Source organism: Pantoea sp. B9002 (genome assembly GCF_013385945.1).
Lineage (GTDB): Bacteria > Pseudomonadota > Gammaproteobacteria > Enterobacterales > Enterobacteriaceae > Pantoea.
Window position 1 is genome coordinate 23,977 of sequence record NZ_JACAPA010000052.1, and the last position, 15,976, is coordinate 39,952.

A 15,976-nucleotide genomic window follows, 5' to 3' on the forward strand; every position below is an offset into this window, starting at 1 on the left:
GAGGCATTGTGCTGTGAACATTAATGCAACAATCCTCGGCCAGGCCATCGCGTTCATTCTGTTTGTCGCGTTCTGCATGAAGTACGTATGGCCGCCGATTATGGCTGCCATCGAAAAGCGCCAGAAAGAAATTGCTGAAGGCCTTGCTTCTGCTGAGCGCGCGAAGAAAGATTTAGATCTCGCGCAGGCCAATGCGACCGACCAGCTGAAAAAAGCGAAAGAAGACGCTCAGGTCATTATCGAGCAGGCGAACAAACGCCGTGCCCAGATTCTGGACGAAGCGAAAACCGAAGCTGAGACTGAACGTAACCGCATCGTGGCGCAGGCGCAGGCAGAAATTGATGCCGAGCGTTCGCGTGCCCGTGAAGAGCTGCGTAAGCAAGTCGCGTTGCTGGCATTAGCTGGCGCCGAGAAAATCATCGAACGTTCCGTGGATGAAGCTGCTAACAGCGACATCGTTGATAAACTGGTCGCTGAACTGTAAGGAGGGAGGGGCTGATGTCTGATCTGATTACTGTAGCTCGCCCCTACGCCAAAGCAGCTTTTGACTTTGCTGTTGAGCATCAAAGCATCGATCGCTGGCAATCAATGCTGGCGTTTGCCGCAGAAGTGGCTCGCAACGAACAGATCGCAGATCTTCTTTCCGGTGCGCTCGCACCGGAAGCTTTGTCTGCTTCTTTCATTGCAGTTTGTGGCGATCAACTTGATGAAAACGCCCAGAACCTGATTAAGGTAATGGCCGAAAACGGACGTTTGACAGCGCTTCCAGCCGTACTGGCTCAGTACATTCAACTGCGTGACGCTTATGAAGCGACAGCCGAAGTTGATGTGATTTCTGCCAGCACGCTGAGTGACAGTCAGCTGACTAAAATCAGCGCCGCGATGGAAAAACGTCTGTCACGTAAAGTTAAGCTGAATTGCAAAATTGATAAGTCTGTAATGGCAGGTGTGGTTATCCGTGCGGGTGACCTGGTCATTGATGGCAGCGTACGCGGCCGTCTTGATCGTCTGGCAGACGTCTTGCAGTCTTAAGGGGACTGGAGCATATGCAACTGAATTCCACCGAAATCAGCGAACTGATCAAGCAGCGCATTGCTCAGTTCAATGTCGTGAGTGAAGCTCACAACGAAGGTACTATTGTTTCTGTAAGTGACGGTATCATCCGCGTACACGGCCTGGCCGATGTCATGCAGGGTGAGATGATTGCCCTGCCGGGCAACCGTTACGCTATCGCACTGAACCTCGAGCGTGACTCGGTTGGTGCAGTTGTGATGGGCCCGTATGCTGACCTCGCGGAAGGCATGAAAGTAAAATGTACGGGTCGTATTTTAGAAGTTCCAGTTGGCCGTGGCCTGCTGGGCCGTGTGGTGAACACCCTGGGTGCACCGATCGACGGTAAAGGCGCAATCGAAAACGACGGCTTCTCGCCTGTTGAAGTGATTGCACCGGGCGTTATCGACCGTCAGTCAGTAGACCAGCCTGTTCAGACCGGTTACAAATCTGTCGATGCGATGATTCCAATCGGCCGTGGCCAGCGTGAGCTGATCATCGGTGACCGTCAGACCGGTAAAACTGCAATGGCAATCGACGCCATCATCAACCAGCGCGATTCAGGCATCAAGTGTGTCTACGTTGCGATTGGTCAGAAAGCGTCAACCATTTCTAACGTAGTTCGCAAACTGGAAGAGCACGGCGCGCTGGCTAACACCATCGTGGTTGTCGCTTCTGCTTCTGAATCTGCAGCACTGCAGTACCTGTCACCGTACGCCGGTTGTGCGATGGGTGAGTACTTCCGTGACCGCGGTGAAGATGCGCTGATCGTGTACGATGACCTGTCTAAGCAGGCTGTTGCTTACCGTCAGATTTCTCTGCTGCTGCGCCGTCCACCAGGTCGTGAAGCATTCCCTGGCGACGTGTTCTATCTCCACTCTCGTCTGCTGGAGCGTGCATCACGCGTTAGCGCTGACTACGTTGAGCGCTTCACCAACGGTGAAGTGAAAGGCCAGACCGGTTCTCTGACCGCACTGCCAATCATCGAAACTCAGGCGGGTGACGTTTCTGCGTTCGTTCCGACCAACGTAATCTCGATTACTGATGGTCAGATCTTCCTGGAATCTAACCTGTTCAACTCCGGTATTCGTCCAGCCGTTAACCCGGGTATTTCGGTATCCCGTGTTGGTGGTGCTGCACAGACCAAGATCATCAAGAAACTGTCCGGTGGTATTCGTACCGCGCTGGCACAGTATCGTGAACTGGCTGCGTTCTCTCAATTCGCTTCCGATCTGGACGATGCAACGCGTAAACAGCTGAGCCATGGTCAGAAAGTGACCGAGCTGCTGAAACAGAAACAGTATGCGCCGATGTCAGTCGCGCAACAGGGTCTGGTGCTGTTTGCTGCTGAGCGCGGCTATCTGAACGATGTTGAACTGGCGAAAGTCGGCAGCTTCGAAGCCGCTCTGCTTGCGTTCGCGGATCGCGATCACGCTGAGCTGATGGCTGAAATCAACCAAGCGGGTAACTTCAATAACGAAATCGAAGAGAAGCTGAAAGGCCTCCTCGAAACGTTTAAAGCAACCCAGTCCTGGTAATGTCTGGCGGCTTGTCTGAAAAGGCAGGCCGCAAGGCTTTGAGGAGAAGCTAATGGCCGGCGCAAAAGAAATACGTAGTAAGATCGGAAGCGTAAAAAATACGCAGAAGATCACCAAAGCGATGGAAATGGTCGCCGCCTCCAAAATGCGTAAAACGCAGGAACGCATGGCGGCCAGCCGTCCGTATGCAGATACTATGCGCAAAGTGATTGGTCACCTTGCCTTGGGTAATCTGGAATACAAGCACCCTTACCTGGATGAGCGTGACGTTAAGCGCGTCGGCTACCTGGTCGTTTCGACTGACCGCGGGCTTTGTGGTGGTTTGAACATTAACCTGTTCAAAAAATTGCTGGCAGATATGAAAGGCTGGGCGGATAAAGGCGTACAGAGCGATCTGGCCGTTATCGGTTCGAAAGGCAATTCATTCTTCGGCTCTGTAGGTGGCAACATCGTGGCACAGGTCACCGGTATGGGCGATAAGCCTGCACTGTCTGATTTGATTGGCCCGGTAAAAGTGATGTTGCAGGCCTATGATGAAGGTCGCATCGACAAGCTGTATATCGTTGCCAACAAGTTTAATAACACCATGTCTCAGACTCCGACCATTACCCAACTGCTGCCGTTACCGCCAGCGGAAGGTGAAGAAGAGATGAAGGCGAAGACCTGGGATTACCTGTACGAACCCGATCCGAAAGCGCTGCTGGATACCCTGCTGCGCCGTTACGTCGAATCGCAGGTTTATCAGGGTGTGGTGGAAAACCTGGCCAGTGAGCAGGCCGCACGTATGGTTGCGATGAAAGCTGCAACCGATAACGGCGGAAACCTGATCAAAGAGCTGCAGTTGGTTTACAACAAAGCTCGTCAGGCCAGCATCACCCAGGAACTTACCGAGATCGTCTCGGGAGCCTCCGCGGTTTAACCAGGCATATATCCTGTCGCGCGAGCGCGGCTGGGTATTTTCGTATTAGGTAGAGGATTCAAGATGGCAGCTGGAAAGATTGTCCAGATTATCGGCGCCGTAGTTGACGTCGAATTCCCTCAGGACGCGGTACCGCAGGTATACAGCGCTCTCGAGGTGAAAAATGGTGATGCTCGTCTGGTGCTGGAAGTTCAGCAGCAGCTGGGTGGTGGCGTGGTTCGTACCATCGCCATGGGTACTTCTGACGGCCTGAAGCGCGGTCTGGAAGTTACCGACCTGAAAAAACCTATCCAGGTTCCGGTTGGTAAAGCAACCCTCGGCCGTATCATGAACGTATTGGGTGAGCCAATCGACATGAAAGGCGACCTGCAGAATGACGACGGCACTGTAGTAGAGGTTTCCTCTATTCACCGTGCAGCACCTTCGTATGAAGATCAGTCTAACTCGCAGGAACTGCTGGAAACCGGCATCAAGGTTATCGACCTGATGTGTCCGTTCGCTAAGGGCGGTAAAGTCGGTCTGTTCGGTGGTGCGGGTGTAGGTAAAACCGTAAACATGATGGAGCTGATCCGTAACATCGCGGCTGAGCACTCAGGTTATTCGGTATTTGCTGGCGTGGGTGAGCGTACTCGTGAGGGTAACGACTTCTACCACGAAATGACTGACTCCAACGTTATCGATAAAGTAGCGCTGGTGTATGGCCAGATGAACGAGCCGCCGGGTAACCGTCTGCGCGTAGCACTGACCGGCTTGACCATGGCGGAAAAATTCCGTGATGAAGGCCGTGACGTTCTGCTGTTCATCGACAACATCTATCGTTATACCCTGGCCGGTACTGAAGTATCAGCACTGCTGGGTCGTATGCCATCTGCGGTAGGCTATCAGCCAACGCTGGCAGAAGAGATGGGTGTGTTGCAGGAGCGTATTACCTCCACTAAGACCGGTTCAATCACCTCTGTACAGGCCGTTTACGTTCCTGCGGATGACTTGACTGACCCGTCACCAGCAACCACCTTTGCTCACTTAGACTCAACCGTTACGCTGAGCCGTCAGATCGCCTCTCTGGGTATCTACCCAGCCGTTGACCCGCTGGATTCTACCAGCCGTCAGCTGGATCCACTGATCGTGGGTCAGGAGCACTATGACGTTGCGCGTGGCGTGCAGTCTCTGCTGCAGCGTTACCAGGAACTGAAAGACATCATCGCCATCCTTGGTATGGACGAGCTGTCTGAAGAAGACAAACTGTTGGTGGCACGTGCGCGTAAGATTCAGCGCTTCCTGTCTCAGCCGTTCTTCGTTGCTGAAGTCTTCACCGGTTCTCCAGGTAAGTACGTGACCCTGAAAGACACCATCCGTGGCTTCAAAGGCATCATGGAAGGCGAATTCGACCACCTGCCAGAGCAGGCGTTCTACATGGTCGGCGCTATCGAAGAAGCCGTAGAAAAAGCGAAGAAACTGTAATTTAGGTTTCCCAGGAGGAATGGTATGGCTATGACTTATCATCTGGACGTGGTCAGCGCGGAGCAACAAATGTTCTCCGGTCTGGTCGAGCGTATCCAGGTGTCAGGTAGCGAAGGTGAGCTAGGGATTCGTCCTGGCCACGCCCCGCTGCTGACAGCCATCAAGCCTGGTATGATTCACATCGTGAAACAGCACGGCGAAGAGGAGTTTATTTACCTCTCTGGCGGCGTGCTGGAAGTTCAGCCTGGCAGCACCACCGTTCTGGCCGACACCGCGATTCGCGGTGAAGACCTCGACGAAGCGCGCGCGCTGGAAGCGAAACGTAAAGCAGAAGAGCACATGAACAGCAGCCACGGCGACGTGGACTATGCTCAGGCTTCTGCGGAACTGGCGAAAGCCATCGCGAAACTGCGTGTCATCGAGCTGACCAAAAAAGCGATGTAATCAGGCTTTATGCGTCACGAAATGCCAGCCCTTTGGGTTGGCATTTTTTTTGCCCAAAACCCATCATCTTGTAGGGTCGCCATTCATGGCGACCACCAACTGACCTCAATCCGCTTTCACAGACATACGCTAATTTTGACCCGAGAAAAATGTAGTAATCTCAGGGCTAAACCTTACACTTTCGAAAGTTGAAGAGAATCAGGATAGTTATGTCTACGAACGCGATGAGTGTGGTGATCTTAGCCGCTGGCAAAGGCACCCGAATGTATTCCGACCTGCCCAAAGTTCTGCATACTCTTGCAGGTAAACCAATGGTTCAGCACGTTATTGATGCCGCAACCGGTTTGGGCGCCCAGCAGATCCATCTGGTTTACGGCCACGGCGGAGATTTACTGCAGTCAACGTTAGCGCATAACGCACTCAACTGGGTGCTGCAGGCCGAACAACTCGGTACCGGCCACGCGATGCAGCAGGCCGCGCCCTTCTTTGCCGATGACGAAGATATTCTGATGCTGTACGGCGACGTGCCGCTGATCTCACAGGCCAGCTTGCAACGTCTGCGCGACGCGAAACCCGTTGGCGGCATTGGCTTACTCACCGTAGTTCTGGATAACCCAACCGGCTACGGTCGTATCGTGCGTGAAAACGGCACGGTGACCGGCATCATCGAGCAGAAAGATGCCTCGCCAGAACAGCTAAAGATTCAGGAAATTAACACCGGCATATTGGTGGCCAACGGTGGCGACCTCAAGCGCTGGCTGGCACAGCTTAACAACAACAATGCGCAGGGCGAATTCTACATCACCGATATCATCGCCATGGCGCACCACGAAGGCCGCGTGATCAATGCGGTGCATCCGGCGCGCATCAGCGAAACCGACGGCGTCAACAACCGCCTGCAGCTGGCAACGCTGGAGCGTGTCTACCAAAGCGAGCAGGCAGAAAAGTTGCTGCTGGCGGGAGTGATGCTGCGCGATCCGGCGCGTTTCGATCTGCGCGGTTCGTTGCAACACGGCCGTGATGTGGAGATCGACACTAACGTGATCATTGAAGGCAAAGTCACGCTCGGCAACCGCGTCAAAATCGGTGCCGGCTGCATCATTAAAAACAGCGTGATTGCTGACGACTGTGAAATCAGTCCTTATTCGGTGATCGAAGATGCCACGTTAGCCGCTGCCTGTACGGTTGGGCCGTTTGCGCGTCTGCGTCCAGGCAGCGAATTGGCGGAAGAAGCGCACGTTGGCAACTTCGTAGAGATGAAGAAAGCCACGCTCGGCAAAGGCTCCAAAGCCGGTCATCTCTCTTATCTTGGCGATGCGGAAATTGGTGCGGGCGTGAATATCGGCGCGGGCACCATTACCTGTAACTATGATGGCGCCAACAAATCCAAAACCATCATTGGCGACAACGTGTTTATCGGTTCGGATACCCAGCTGGTGGCGCCGGTCAGCGTGGCGAGCGGTGCGACCATCGCCGCAGGCACTACGATAATGAAAGATGTGTTAGCTGCGGATCTGGTCTACAACCGTAAAGAGCAGAATCAAAAATCGGGCTGGCAGCGTCCGGCGAAGAAGAAATAAATTTTAAAGGCCGACAACGATCGGCCTGTTAGCAGTGCCATAAAAAAATATCCCCACTCTCTACAAGGCTCGGGGAAATCAGGTCAGATGACAACGCAATGGCCGAAAGCCATGAAGTCAGGAAATTACTATGTGTGGAATTGTTGGTGCAGTAGCGCAGCGTGACATCGCAGAAATTCTGCTGGAAGGTTTGCGTCGTCTTGAGTATCGCGGTTATGACTCTGCAGGACTGGCGGTGGTCGATCGTCAGGGCCATATGACGCGCCTGCGTCGTCTGGGTAAAGTGCAGAACCTGGCGGAAGCCGCAGAGCAGCAGCCGCTGATTGGCGGCACCGGTATCGCACACACGCGCTGGGCGACACACGGTGAACCGTCGGAGGCCAATGCGCATCCGCACGTTTCCGAGCACATCATCATCGTGCACAACGGCATCATTGAGAACCATGAGCCGCTGCGCGCGCAGTTGCTTGAGCGCGGCTATCACTTTGCCTCAGAAACCGACACCGAAGTGGTGGCGCATCTGGTGCATTGGGAGCAGAAGCAGGGCGGCACGCTGCGTGAAGTGGTGCTGCGCGTCATTCCGCAGCTGCGCGGTGCATATGGCATGGTGATCATGGACAGCCGCGACCCTTCGCTGCTGGTGGCGGCGCGTTCCGGTAGTCCGCTGGTGATTGGCCGTGGCGTGGGTGAAAACTTTATTGCTTCCGATCAGCTGGCTCTGCTGCCAGTGACGCGTCGCTTCATCTATCTGGAAGAGGGCGATATTGCTGAGATCACCCGCCGCGAAGTCACCATTATCGATCGTGACGGTAAAACGGCTAAGCGCGCCGAAATCGAATCGACCGCGCAATACGATGCCGGCGACAAAGGCATCTATCGTCACTACATGCAGAAAGAGATTTACGAGCAGCCGAATGCGATCAAAAACACCTTAACCGGGCGTTTTAATCACGGCGAAGTCGATCTCAGCGAGCTGGGCCCGGATGCTGAGAAGCTGCTGAGCCAGGTTGAACATATTCAGATCATCGCCTGCGGTACCTCATACAACTCCGGCATGGTTTCGCGTTACTGGTTTGAGTCGCTGGCCAACCTGCCTTGTGATGTGGAGATTGCTTCAGAATTCCGGTATCGCAAATCTGCAGTACGTAAAAATAGCCTGCTGATCACGCTGTCACAATCGGGTGAAACCGCCGATACGCTGGCGGCGCTGCGCCTGTCGAAAGAGCTGGGTTATCTCGGTTCGCTGGCGATCTGTAACGTAGCCGGTTCATCGCTGGTACGTGAGTCAGATTTGGCGCTGATGACCAAAGCCGGTACCGAAATTGGCGTGGCTTCGACCAAAGCCTTCACCACGCAGTTGGCGGTATTGCTGATGCTGGTGGCGAAACTGGGTCGTCTGCACGGCATGAAAGCCGAAACCGAGCATGAGATTGTGCACGCGCTGCAGGCCTTGCCGAGCCGCATTGAACAGATGCTGGCGCAGGATAAAGTGATCGAAAACCTGGCGGAAGGTTTCTCGGATAAACATCATGCGCTGTTCCTTGGCCGTGGCGATCAGTATCCAATCGCTATGGAAGGCGCGCTGAAGCTGAAAGAGATCTCCTACATCCACGCCGAAGCCTATGCGGCGGGCGAGCTGAAGCACGGCCCGCTGGCGCTGATTGATGCCGATATGCCGGTGATCGTGGTTGCGCCTAACAACGAACTGCTGGAGAAGCTGAAATCCAACATTGAAGAGGTACGCGCGCGCGGCGGTTTGCTGTATGTGTTTGCCGATCAGGATGCCGGTTTTAGCGACAGCGATGGCATGAAAATCATCTCTCTGCCGCACGTAGAAGAGGTGATTGCACCGATCTTCTACACCGTGCCGTTACAGCTGCTCTCGTACCACGTGGCGCTGATTAAAGGCACCGACGTTGACCAGCCGCGTAACCTGGCGAAATCGGTTACCGTTGAATAATCAGTAACAAGAGTGGGCCCGCAACGGGCCCGCTTCATTTCTGCACGCTGTCATATAACTGTCATATTTCGTACATTTCACTGTCATCAAACTGTCCTATTTTCCCTCCAGCAGCAATCACTGACTTCTACTAAAAAAGGCATTGAGCCTGATTTTTTTGAATCCCCTGGAGGGAACATGACACTGATGCGTAGCACCGTAGCCCGAATCATTGCCGCCACCGTCGCAGTAAGCGCGGTATCTGCTTTTGCAGCAACCGATCTGACGGGCGCAGGCGGGACATTCCCGGCGCCGGTTTATGCCAAGTGGGCAGCAGAGTACCAGCAAGCCACCGGAAGCAAAGTTAACTATCAGGGTATTGGTTCTTCAGGCGGCGTGAAGCAAATCATCGCGAAAACCGTCGATTTCGGTGCGTCTGATGCGCCAATGAAAGAAGAAGATCTGCAGAAAAACGGCCTGTTCCAGTTCCCTACCGTCATCGGTGGCGTGGTGCTGGCGGTTAACATCCCAGGTGTGAAATCAGGTGAACTGACTCTCGACGGTAAAACCGTGGGCGACATCTACCTCGGTACCATCAAAAAGTGGAACGACCCGGCGATCACTAAACTGAACCCAGGCGTGAAACTGCCAGATTCCAACATCAACGTGGTTCGCCGCGCTGACGGTTCCGGTACTTCATTCGTCTTCACCAGCTACCTGGCGAAAGTGAACGAAGAGTGGAACAGCAAAATCGGTAAAGGTAACACCGTTAACTGGCCGACCGGTCTGGGCGGTAAAGGTAACGACGGCGTGGCCGCATTCGTACAGCGTCTGCCGGGTTCAATTGGCTATGTGGAATACGCTTACGCCAAGCAGAACAACCTGACCTACACCAAACTGGTTGATGCCGACGGTAAAGCGGTCGCACCAAGCGAAGAGAGCTTTGCCAACGCCGCGAAAGGCGCTGACTGGAGCAAAACCTTTGCTCAGGATCTGACCTTCCAGAAAGGCAACGCAGCATGGCCGATCACCTCAACCACCTTCATCCTGATTTACAAAGATCAGGCGAATGCGGAGAAAGGTAGCGAAGTGCTGAAGTTCTTCGACTGGGCTTACAAAGGTGGCAGCAAAACCGCAACCGATTTGGATTACGCCGCGCTGCCAGAAAGCGTAGCTAACCAGATTCGTGCAGCCTGGAAAGCCAACATCAAAGATAGCTCCGGTAAAGCGCTGTACCAGTAACAGATTTACCCGGCCAGCCGAGACGGTTGGCCAACCCCAATGGGCGGCCTGCGTGCCGCCCTGACATCCCCCTGAGAACAGAGAATTCTATGGCTGCCACTAAGCCGACGTTCAAAGCCCCCGGTAAACAAGGCGACATGATTTTCGGCGCGCTGGTGAAGCTATCCGCGCTTATCGTGTTGCTGTTGATGGGCGGCATTATCGTCTCCCTGATTTTCTCCTCCTGGCCAAGCATCCAAAAATTTGGTTTCTCTTTCCTGTGGAACAAAACCTGGGATGCGCCAAACGAACAATTTGGTGCGCTGGTACCGATTTACGGCACCCTCGTCACCTCGATTATTGCCTTGATCATTGCCGTGCCGGTGAGCTTCGGCATCGCGCTGTTCCTGACCGAACTGGCGCCAGGCTGGCTGCGTCGCCCGCTGGGCACCGCCATTGAACTGCTGGCGGCGATCCCCAGCATCGTCTACGGCATGTGGGGCCTGTTTGTTTTCGCGCCGCTGTTCGCCGAATATTTCCAGACGCCGGTTGGCAACGTGATGTCGAATATCCCGATTGTCGGCACGCTGTTCTCTGGCCCGGCATTCGGTATCGGTATTCTGGCGGCGGGCGTGATTCTCGCCATCATGATCATTCCGTACATCGCCTCGGTGATGCGCGACGTGTTTGAACAAACGCCGGTGATGATGAAAGAGTCTGCTTACGGCATCGGCTGCACCACATGGGAAGTGATCTGGCGCATCGTGCTGCCGTTCACCAAAAACGGTGTGATCGGCGGCGTGATGCTCGGCCTGGGCCGCGCGTTGGGTGAAACCATGGCGGTGACCTTTATCATCGGTAACACCTACCAGCTCGACAGCGCCTCGCTGTTTATGCCGGGCAACAGCATCACCTCCGCGCTGGCCAACGAATTCGCCGAAGCGGAATCCGGTGTCCACGTTGCTGCTCTGATGGAGCTGGGTCTGATTCTGTTCGTGATTACCTTTATCGTACTGGCGATCTCCAAACTGATGATCCTGCGTCTGGCGAAGAGTGAAGGAGCCCGTTCATGACCGCTATTGAAGTTCAGGCTCGCGCTGAGCTGGAAGCCTCGCGCCGCAAAATGCAGGCGTGGCGCAGTACCAAAAACAAAATTGCCCTGACGCTGTCGCTGATGACCATGGCATTCGGTCTGTTCTGGCTGGTGTGGATTCTGTTCACCACCATTACGCGCGGCGTTGATGGGTTGAGCTGGGAGCTGTTTACCGAATCGACGCCGCCGCCCAACACCGCAGGCGGTGGTTTGGCCAACGCCTTACTCGGCAGCGGATTACTGATTTTCTGGTCGACGATCATCGGAACGCCGCTCGGCATCATGGCTGGGATTTATCTGGCGGAATATGGCCGTAAACACTGGCTGGCGGAAGTGATTCGCTTCATCAACGACATTCTGCTGTCAGCACCGTCGATTGTGGTGGGCCTGTTCGTTTACACCATCGTGGTGGCGCAGATGCAGCACTTCTCCGGTTGGGCTGGCGTGGTAGCGCTGGCGCTGCTGCAAATCCCGATTGTGATCCGCACCTCCGAAAACATGCTGCGTCTGGTACCCGACAGCATGCGTGAAGCGGCTTATGCGCTGGGTACGCCGAAGTGGAAGATGATTTCGGCGATTACGCTGAAAGCCTCGGTTTCCGGCATCATCACCGGTGTATTGTTGGCCGTGGCGCGTATTGCCGGTGAAACCGCACCGCTGCTGTTTACTGCGCTGTCGAACCAGTTCTGGAGCACCGACATGATGCAGCCGATCGCTAACCTGCCGGTCACCATCTTTAAATTCGCCATGAGCCCGTTTGCCGAGTGGCAAAGCCTGGCGTGGGCGGGTGTACTGATTATTACCGTGTGCGTGCTGCTGCTGAACATTGTGGCGCGTGTGGTTTTCGCCAAGGGCAAACACTAATTTCCCGGCGCGGCTTCGGCGGCGCTGCTTATGAGAGACGAGAATGAGTAACGTGACTTCATCAGCCGGTAAAATTCAGGTCCGTAATCTGAACTTCTATTACGGTAAGTTTCACGCGCTGAAAAACATCAATCTGGATATCACCAAAAATCAGGTGACCGCGTTTATCGGCCCATCAGGCTGCGGTAAATCCACTTTGCTGCGCACCTTCAACAAAATGTACTCGCTCTATCCGGAGCAGCGTGCCGAAGGTGACATCCTGCTGGATGGCGATAACATTCTGGCTTCCAATCAGGATATCGCCCTGCTGCGCGCACGCGTCGGCATGGTGTTCCAGAAGCCAACGCCGTTCCCGATGTCGATTTATGACAACATCGCCTTCGGCGTACGTCTGTTTGAGAAGCTGTCGCGTGCCGATATGGATGAGCGCGTGCAGTGGGCGCTGACCAAAGCCGCGCTGTGGAATGAAACCAAAGACAAGCTGCATCAGAGCGGTTACAGTCTTTCCGGCGGCCAGCAGCAGCGTCTGTGCATCGCCCGCGGCATCGCGATTCGCCCGGAAGTGCTGTTGCTGGATGAGCCTTGCTCCGCACTGGATCCGATCTCCACCGGTCGTATTGAAGAGCTGATCACCGAACTGAAGCAGGATTACACTGTGGTGATCGTGACGCACAACATGCAGCAGGCTGCGCGTTGTTCTGACCACACCGCTTTTATGTATCTGGGCGAGCTGATTGAGTTCAGCGATACCGATACCTTGTTCACTAAGCCCGCACAGAAGCAGACCGAAGATTACATCACCGGTCGTTACGGCTGATTCAGGAGACGCACATGGATAATTTAAATCTGAACAAACACATCTCCGGTCAGTTCAACGCGGAGCTGGAGCACATTCGCACGCAAGTGATGATCATGGGCGGCATGGTTGAGAAGCAGCTGATGGACGCCATCACCGCGATGCACAACCAGGATGGCGAGCTGGCGCGTCACGTCATCGACGGCGACCAGAAGGTCAACATGATGGAAGTGGAGATTGATGAAGCCTGCGTGCGCATCATCGCCAAACGCCAGCCTACCGCCAGCGATTTGCGTTTGGTAATGGCGATCATCAAGACCATTTCTGAGCTGGAACGCATTGGCGACGTGGCGGAAAAAATCAGCCGCACCGCGCTGGAGAAATTCAGCCAGCAGCACCTGCCGCTGCTGGTCAGCCTCGAAGCGCTGGGTCATCACACCGTGCAGATGCTGCATGACGTGCTGGATGCGTTCGCGCGCATGGATCTCAACGAAGCCATCAAAATCTACCGCGAAGATAAGAAGGTGGATAAAGAGTACGAAGGCATCGTGCGTCAGCTGATGACCTACATGATGGAAGATCCGCGCACCATCCCAAGCGTGCTGACCGCGCTGTTCTGCGCGCGCGCCATCGAGCGTATCGGCGATCGCTGCCAGAACATCTGCGAAATTATCTTCTATTTCGTCAAAGGTCAGGATTTCCGTCATGTGGGCGGCGACAAGCTGGATGAACTGCTGTCGGGCGACGACGGCAGCAATAAACCCTCTTGATTGATGCTTCGGCGGCCCGTTGCCACTGTGGCTAACGGGTCGCCTGCTTAAATTCTGTCTGTTCTCGGCGATTCCCTCTCTTTATACTTGGCGCACTTTTTTCTGCCAGGTGCTGTTACATGTCTTCCCCAACTCCTAAAAAACAAGCCATAACACCGGCGAAAGCCATGGTGGCTGCCATCAGCGGCTACGCGATGGACGGATTTGATCTGCTGATTCTTGGCTTTATGCTGCCGGCGATCAGTGTCTCGCTGGCGCTCGATCCTTCTCAGGCCGGTTCGCTGGTCACCTGGACGCTGATCGGCGCGGTGATCGGCGGCATTGTGTTTGGTCATCTGAGCGATCGCTATGGTCGCATCCGTATTCTCACCGTCACTATTCTGGTGTTCTCAGTATTCACCGGCTTGTGCGCCGTGGCGCAGGGTTATTGGGATCTGCTGGTGTACCGCACGCTGGCGGGCGTGGGATTGGGCGGCGAGTTCGGTATCGGCATGGCGCTGATTGCCGAAGCCTGGCCGAAAGAGAAGCGCAACCGCGCCTCGGCGTGGGTGGGAATTGGCTGGCAGCTTGGTGTGCTGCTGGCGGCCTTTATCACGCCGCCGCTGCTGAGCGTGATTGGCTGGCGCGGCATGTTCCTCGTCGGTTTGCTGCCGGCGCTGGTGTCGTTTGTGATTCGCCGCAGCATGGGCGAGCCGGAGAGCTTTACCCGCCACGTGGAGAAAACGCCGCAGCTCTCGTTTGGCGCACGTCTTAAATTGCTGTTCGCCGATCGTACCACCAGCAAAGCCAGCCTGGGGATTTTGATTCTTTGTTCAGTGCAGAACTTTGGTTACTACGGATTGATGATCTGGATGCCGAGCTATCTGTCGTCCAACTTCGGTTTCAGCCTGACCAAATCTGGCCTGTGGACCGCCGTGACGGTGGTGGGCATGACGTTCGGCATCTGGCTGTTTGGTGTGCTGGCCGATCGCTTCGCGCGCTGGAAAATCTTCCTGCTGTATCAGTTCGGCGCGGTGGTGATGGTGGTGGTGTATGCGCAGCTGCGCGATCCTACGGTGATGCTGTTTACCGGCGCGCTGATGGGGATGTTTGTGAACGGCATGATTGGCGGCTACGGCGCACTGATTTCCGACACTTTCCCGCCGCAGGCACGCGCGACAGCGCAGAACGTGTTGTTTAATTTGGGGCGTGGCGTGGGCGGCTTTGGTCCATTGGTGATTGGCCTGCTGGCGACCAATATCTCCTTCACCGCAGCGATTACGCTGCTGGCCCTGATTTATCTGCTGGATATCGCCGCCACGCTGTTCCTGCTGCCGAAGAAGCAGAGTAATGAGGATTCGTTAGGGGCGATTGGCTGATTTGGATTGTGCTGGCTGTCCCCCATCCCGGCCTTCCCCCATAAATGGGGGAAGGAGATGCTGCCACATGCAACTCCCAACTCATATATTGCAGCATCTTCCTCCCCCATTCATGGGGGAGGACCGAGGAGGGGGATAGCCAGCACGGACCGAGGAGGGGGACAGCCAGCACGAACCGAAGAGGGGGAAAGCGAGCACTACCCCACCAAATCCCAGCCACGCGCGCGCCACAGATCTGGCAACTGCGCCATATCATCAAAGCGCGTCACCAGCGGATGATCTAACTCGGGATTGTGCGCATCGGCGCAGTAGTAAAACACCGGAATCCCGGCTGCGATCCCTGCACGCGCGCCCGCCTCGGAATCATCCACCAGAATGCACTTCTCAATCGGCACCTGCATCTGCTCGGCGGCGTGATACATCAATTCCGGATCCGGCTTCCAGTGGTTAATGTCATATCCGCTATACAGCTTGCCCTCGAGATGCGGCAGCATGCCGGTCAATCCCAGCGAATGCTGCATCTTCTTCACCGTGCCATTTGAAACCACGCACATCGGCACTTTGACACTTTCCACCAGCGCTTTGGCACCGGCAATCGGCTTTAAATCGAGATCAAACAATCTAGCCACTTCGGCGCGATAGGCGGTTTCCACCTTGTCGAGCGGCAACTCAACCTGATGTTCGGCCGCCACATCGCGGATGATGTCGTAGAGCTTTACCCCTTTATACTGCTCAAACATCTGCTGCAGAGAGCGTTCAATACCGTAGCGGGCAAAGGTGTTGACGTAAGCTTGCGTACAGATCACTTCGCTGTCGACCAGCGTGCCGTCGCAATCAAAAAAAATACATTCAACCGACATCGCACATCATCCTTTTGTTAAACAATAAGCTGACACTCTAGCGCACTGAGCGCAGAAAGCGACCCTGAGCAACCGGTTGCGAA

General features: G+C 55.0%; 15 protein-coding genes. 14 read left to right on the forward strand and 1 reads right to left on the reverse strand.

Annotated elements, in window-relative coordinates:
* The first annotated feature begins 13 nt into the window (after positions 1–13).
* The 14 genes from atpF to HX773_RS22035 all read left to right on the forward strand — a co-directional run bounded on the left by atpF (position 14) and on the right by HX773_RS22035 (position 15,033).
* The gene (atpF, locus tag HX773_RS21970; RefSeq protein ID WP_007893603.1) at positions 14–484 is read left to right on the forward strand and encodes a F0F1 ATP synthase subunit B; all 471 of its coding nucleotides are present in this window, start codon (positions 14–16) and stop codon (positions 482–484) included.
* Between the two features lie 14 nt (positions 485–498).
* Positions 499–1,032, forward strand: a complete 534-nt coding sequence (atpH, locus tag HX773_RS21975; protein ID WP_008106723.1) for a F0F1 ATP synthase subunit delta — start codon at positions 499–501, stop codon at positions 1,030–1,032.
* Between the two features lie 14 nt (positions 1,033–1,046).
* Positions 1,047–2,588 carry a F0F1 ATP synthase subunit alpha gene (atpA, locus tag HX773_RS21980; protein ID WP_008106721.1) on the forward strand — a complete coding sequence of 514 codons (1,542 nt, stop codon included), beginning with the start codon at positions 1,047–1,049 and terminating at the stop codon, positions 2,586–2,588.
* Positions 2,589–2,640: 52 nt separating this feature from the next.
* On the forward strand, positions 2,641–3,507 hold the full coding sequence (atpG, locus tag HX773_RS21985) for a F0F1 ATP synthase subunit gamma (protein ID WP_007893596.1): 867 nt from the start codon (positions 2,641–2,643) through the stop codon (positions 3,505–3,507).
* Positions 3,508–3,570: 63 nt separating this feature from the next.
* The gene (gene atpD / locus HX773_RS21990; protein ID WP_008106718.1) at positions 3,571–4,968 is read left to right on the forward strand and encodes a F0F1 ATP synthase subunit beta; all 1,398 of its coding nucleotides are present in this window, start codon (positions 3,571–3,573) and stop codon (positions 4,966–4,968) included.
* A 24-nt stretch (positions 4,969–4,992) separates the two neighbouring features.
* A complete protein-coding gene (locus HX773_RS21995; RefSeq protein ID WP_008106717.1) occupies positions 4,993–5,412 on the forward strand; it encodes a F0F1 ATP synthase subunit epsilon in 420 nt (139 codons plus the stop codon).
* A 209-nt stretch (positions 5,413–5,621) separates the two neighbouring features.
* Positions 5,622–6,992 (forward strand): bifunctional UDP-N-acetylglucosamine diphosphorylase/glucosamine-1-phosphate N-acetyltransferase GlmU, encoded by a 1,371-nt coding sequence (glmU, locus tag HX773_RS22000; RefSeq protein ID WP_176973322.1) that lies wholly within the window; start codon positions 5,622–5,624, stop codon positions 6,990–6,992.
* Positions 6,993–7,122: 130 nt separating this feature from the next.
* Positions 7,123–8,952, forward strand: a complete 1,830-nt coding sequence (glmS, locus tag HX773_RS22005) for a glutamine--fructose-6-phosphate transaminase (isomerizing) (protein ID WP_176973323.1) — start codon at positions 7,123–7,125, stop codon at positions 8,950–8,952.
* Positions 8,953–9,129: 177 nt separating this feature from the next.
* Positions 9,130–10,173 carry a phosphate ABC transporter substrate-binding protein PstS gene (pstS, locus tag HX773_RS22010; protein WP_176973324.1) on the forward strand — a complete coding sequence of 348 codons (1,044 nt, stop codon included), beginning with the start codon at positions 9,130–9,132 and terminating at the stop codon, positions 10,171–10,173.
* A gap of 89 nt (positions 10,174–10,262) precedes the next feature.
* The gene (pstC, locus tag HX773_RS22015; RefSeq protein ID WP_061719978.1) at positions 10,263–11,225 is read left to right on the forward strand and encodes a phosphate ABC transporter permease PstC; all 963 of its coding nucleotides are present in this window, start codon (positions 10,263–10,265) and stop codon (positions 11,223–11,225) included.
* Entirely contained in the window at positions 11,222–12,109 is an 888-nt protein-coding gene (gene pstA, locus HX773_RS22020; RefSeq protein ID WP_176973325.1) for a phosphate ABC transporter permease PstA, read from the forward strand. Before pstC ends, pstA begins: the two co-directional genes overlap by 4 nt.
* Positions 12,110–12,152: 43 nt before the next feature.
* Positions 12,153–12,926, forward strand: a complete 774-nt coding sequence (gene pstB, locus HX773_RS22025; RefSeq protein WP_007893584.1) for a phosphate ABC transporter ATP-binding protein PstB — start codon at positions 12,153–12,155, stop codon at positions 12,924–12,926.
* A gap of 14 nt (positions 12,927–12,940) precedes the next feature.
* On the forward strand, positions 12,941–13,675 hold the full coding sequence (phoU, locus tag HX773_RS22030; protein WP_007893583.1) for a phosphate signaling complex protein PhoU: 735 nt from the start codon (positions 12,941–12,943) through the stop codon (positions 13,673–13,675).
* 119 nt (positions 13,676–13,794) lie between these two features.
* Entirely contained in the window at positions 13,795–15,033 is a 1,239-nt protein-coding gene (locus HX773_RS22035) for an MFS transporter (RefSeq protein WP_176973326.1), read from the forward strand.
* Between the two features lie 197 nt (positions 15,034–15,230).
* Here HX773_RS22035 and yieH read toward each other — a convergent pair whose 3' ends face one another.
* Positions 15,231–15,893 carry a 6-phosphogluconate phosphatase gene (gene yieH, locus HX773_RS22040; protein ID WP_176973327.1) on the reverse strand — a complete coding sequence of 221 codons (663 nt, stop codon included), beginning with the start codon at positions 15,891–15,893 and terminating at the stop codon, positions 15,231–15,233.
* Positions 15,894–15,976: the final 83 nt, after the last annotated feature.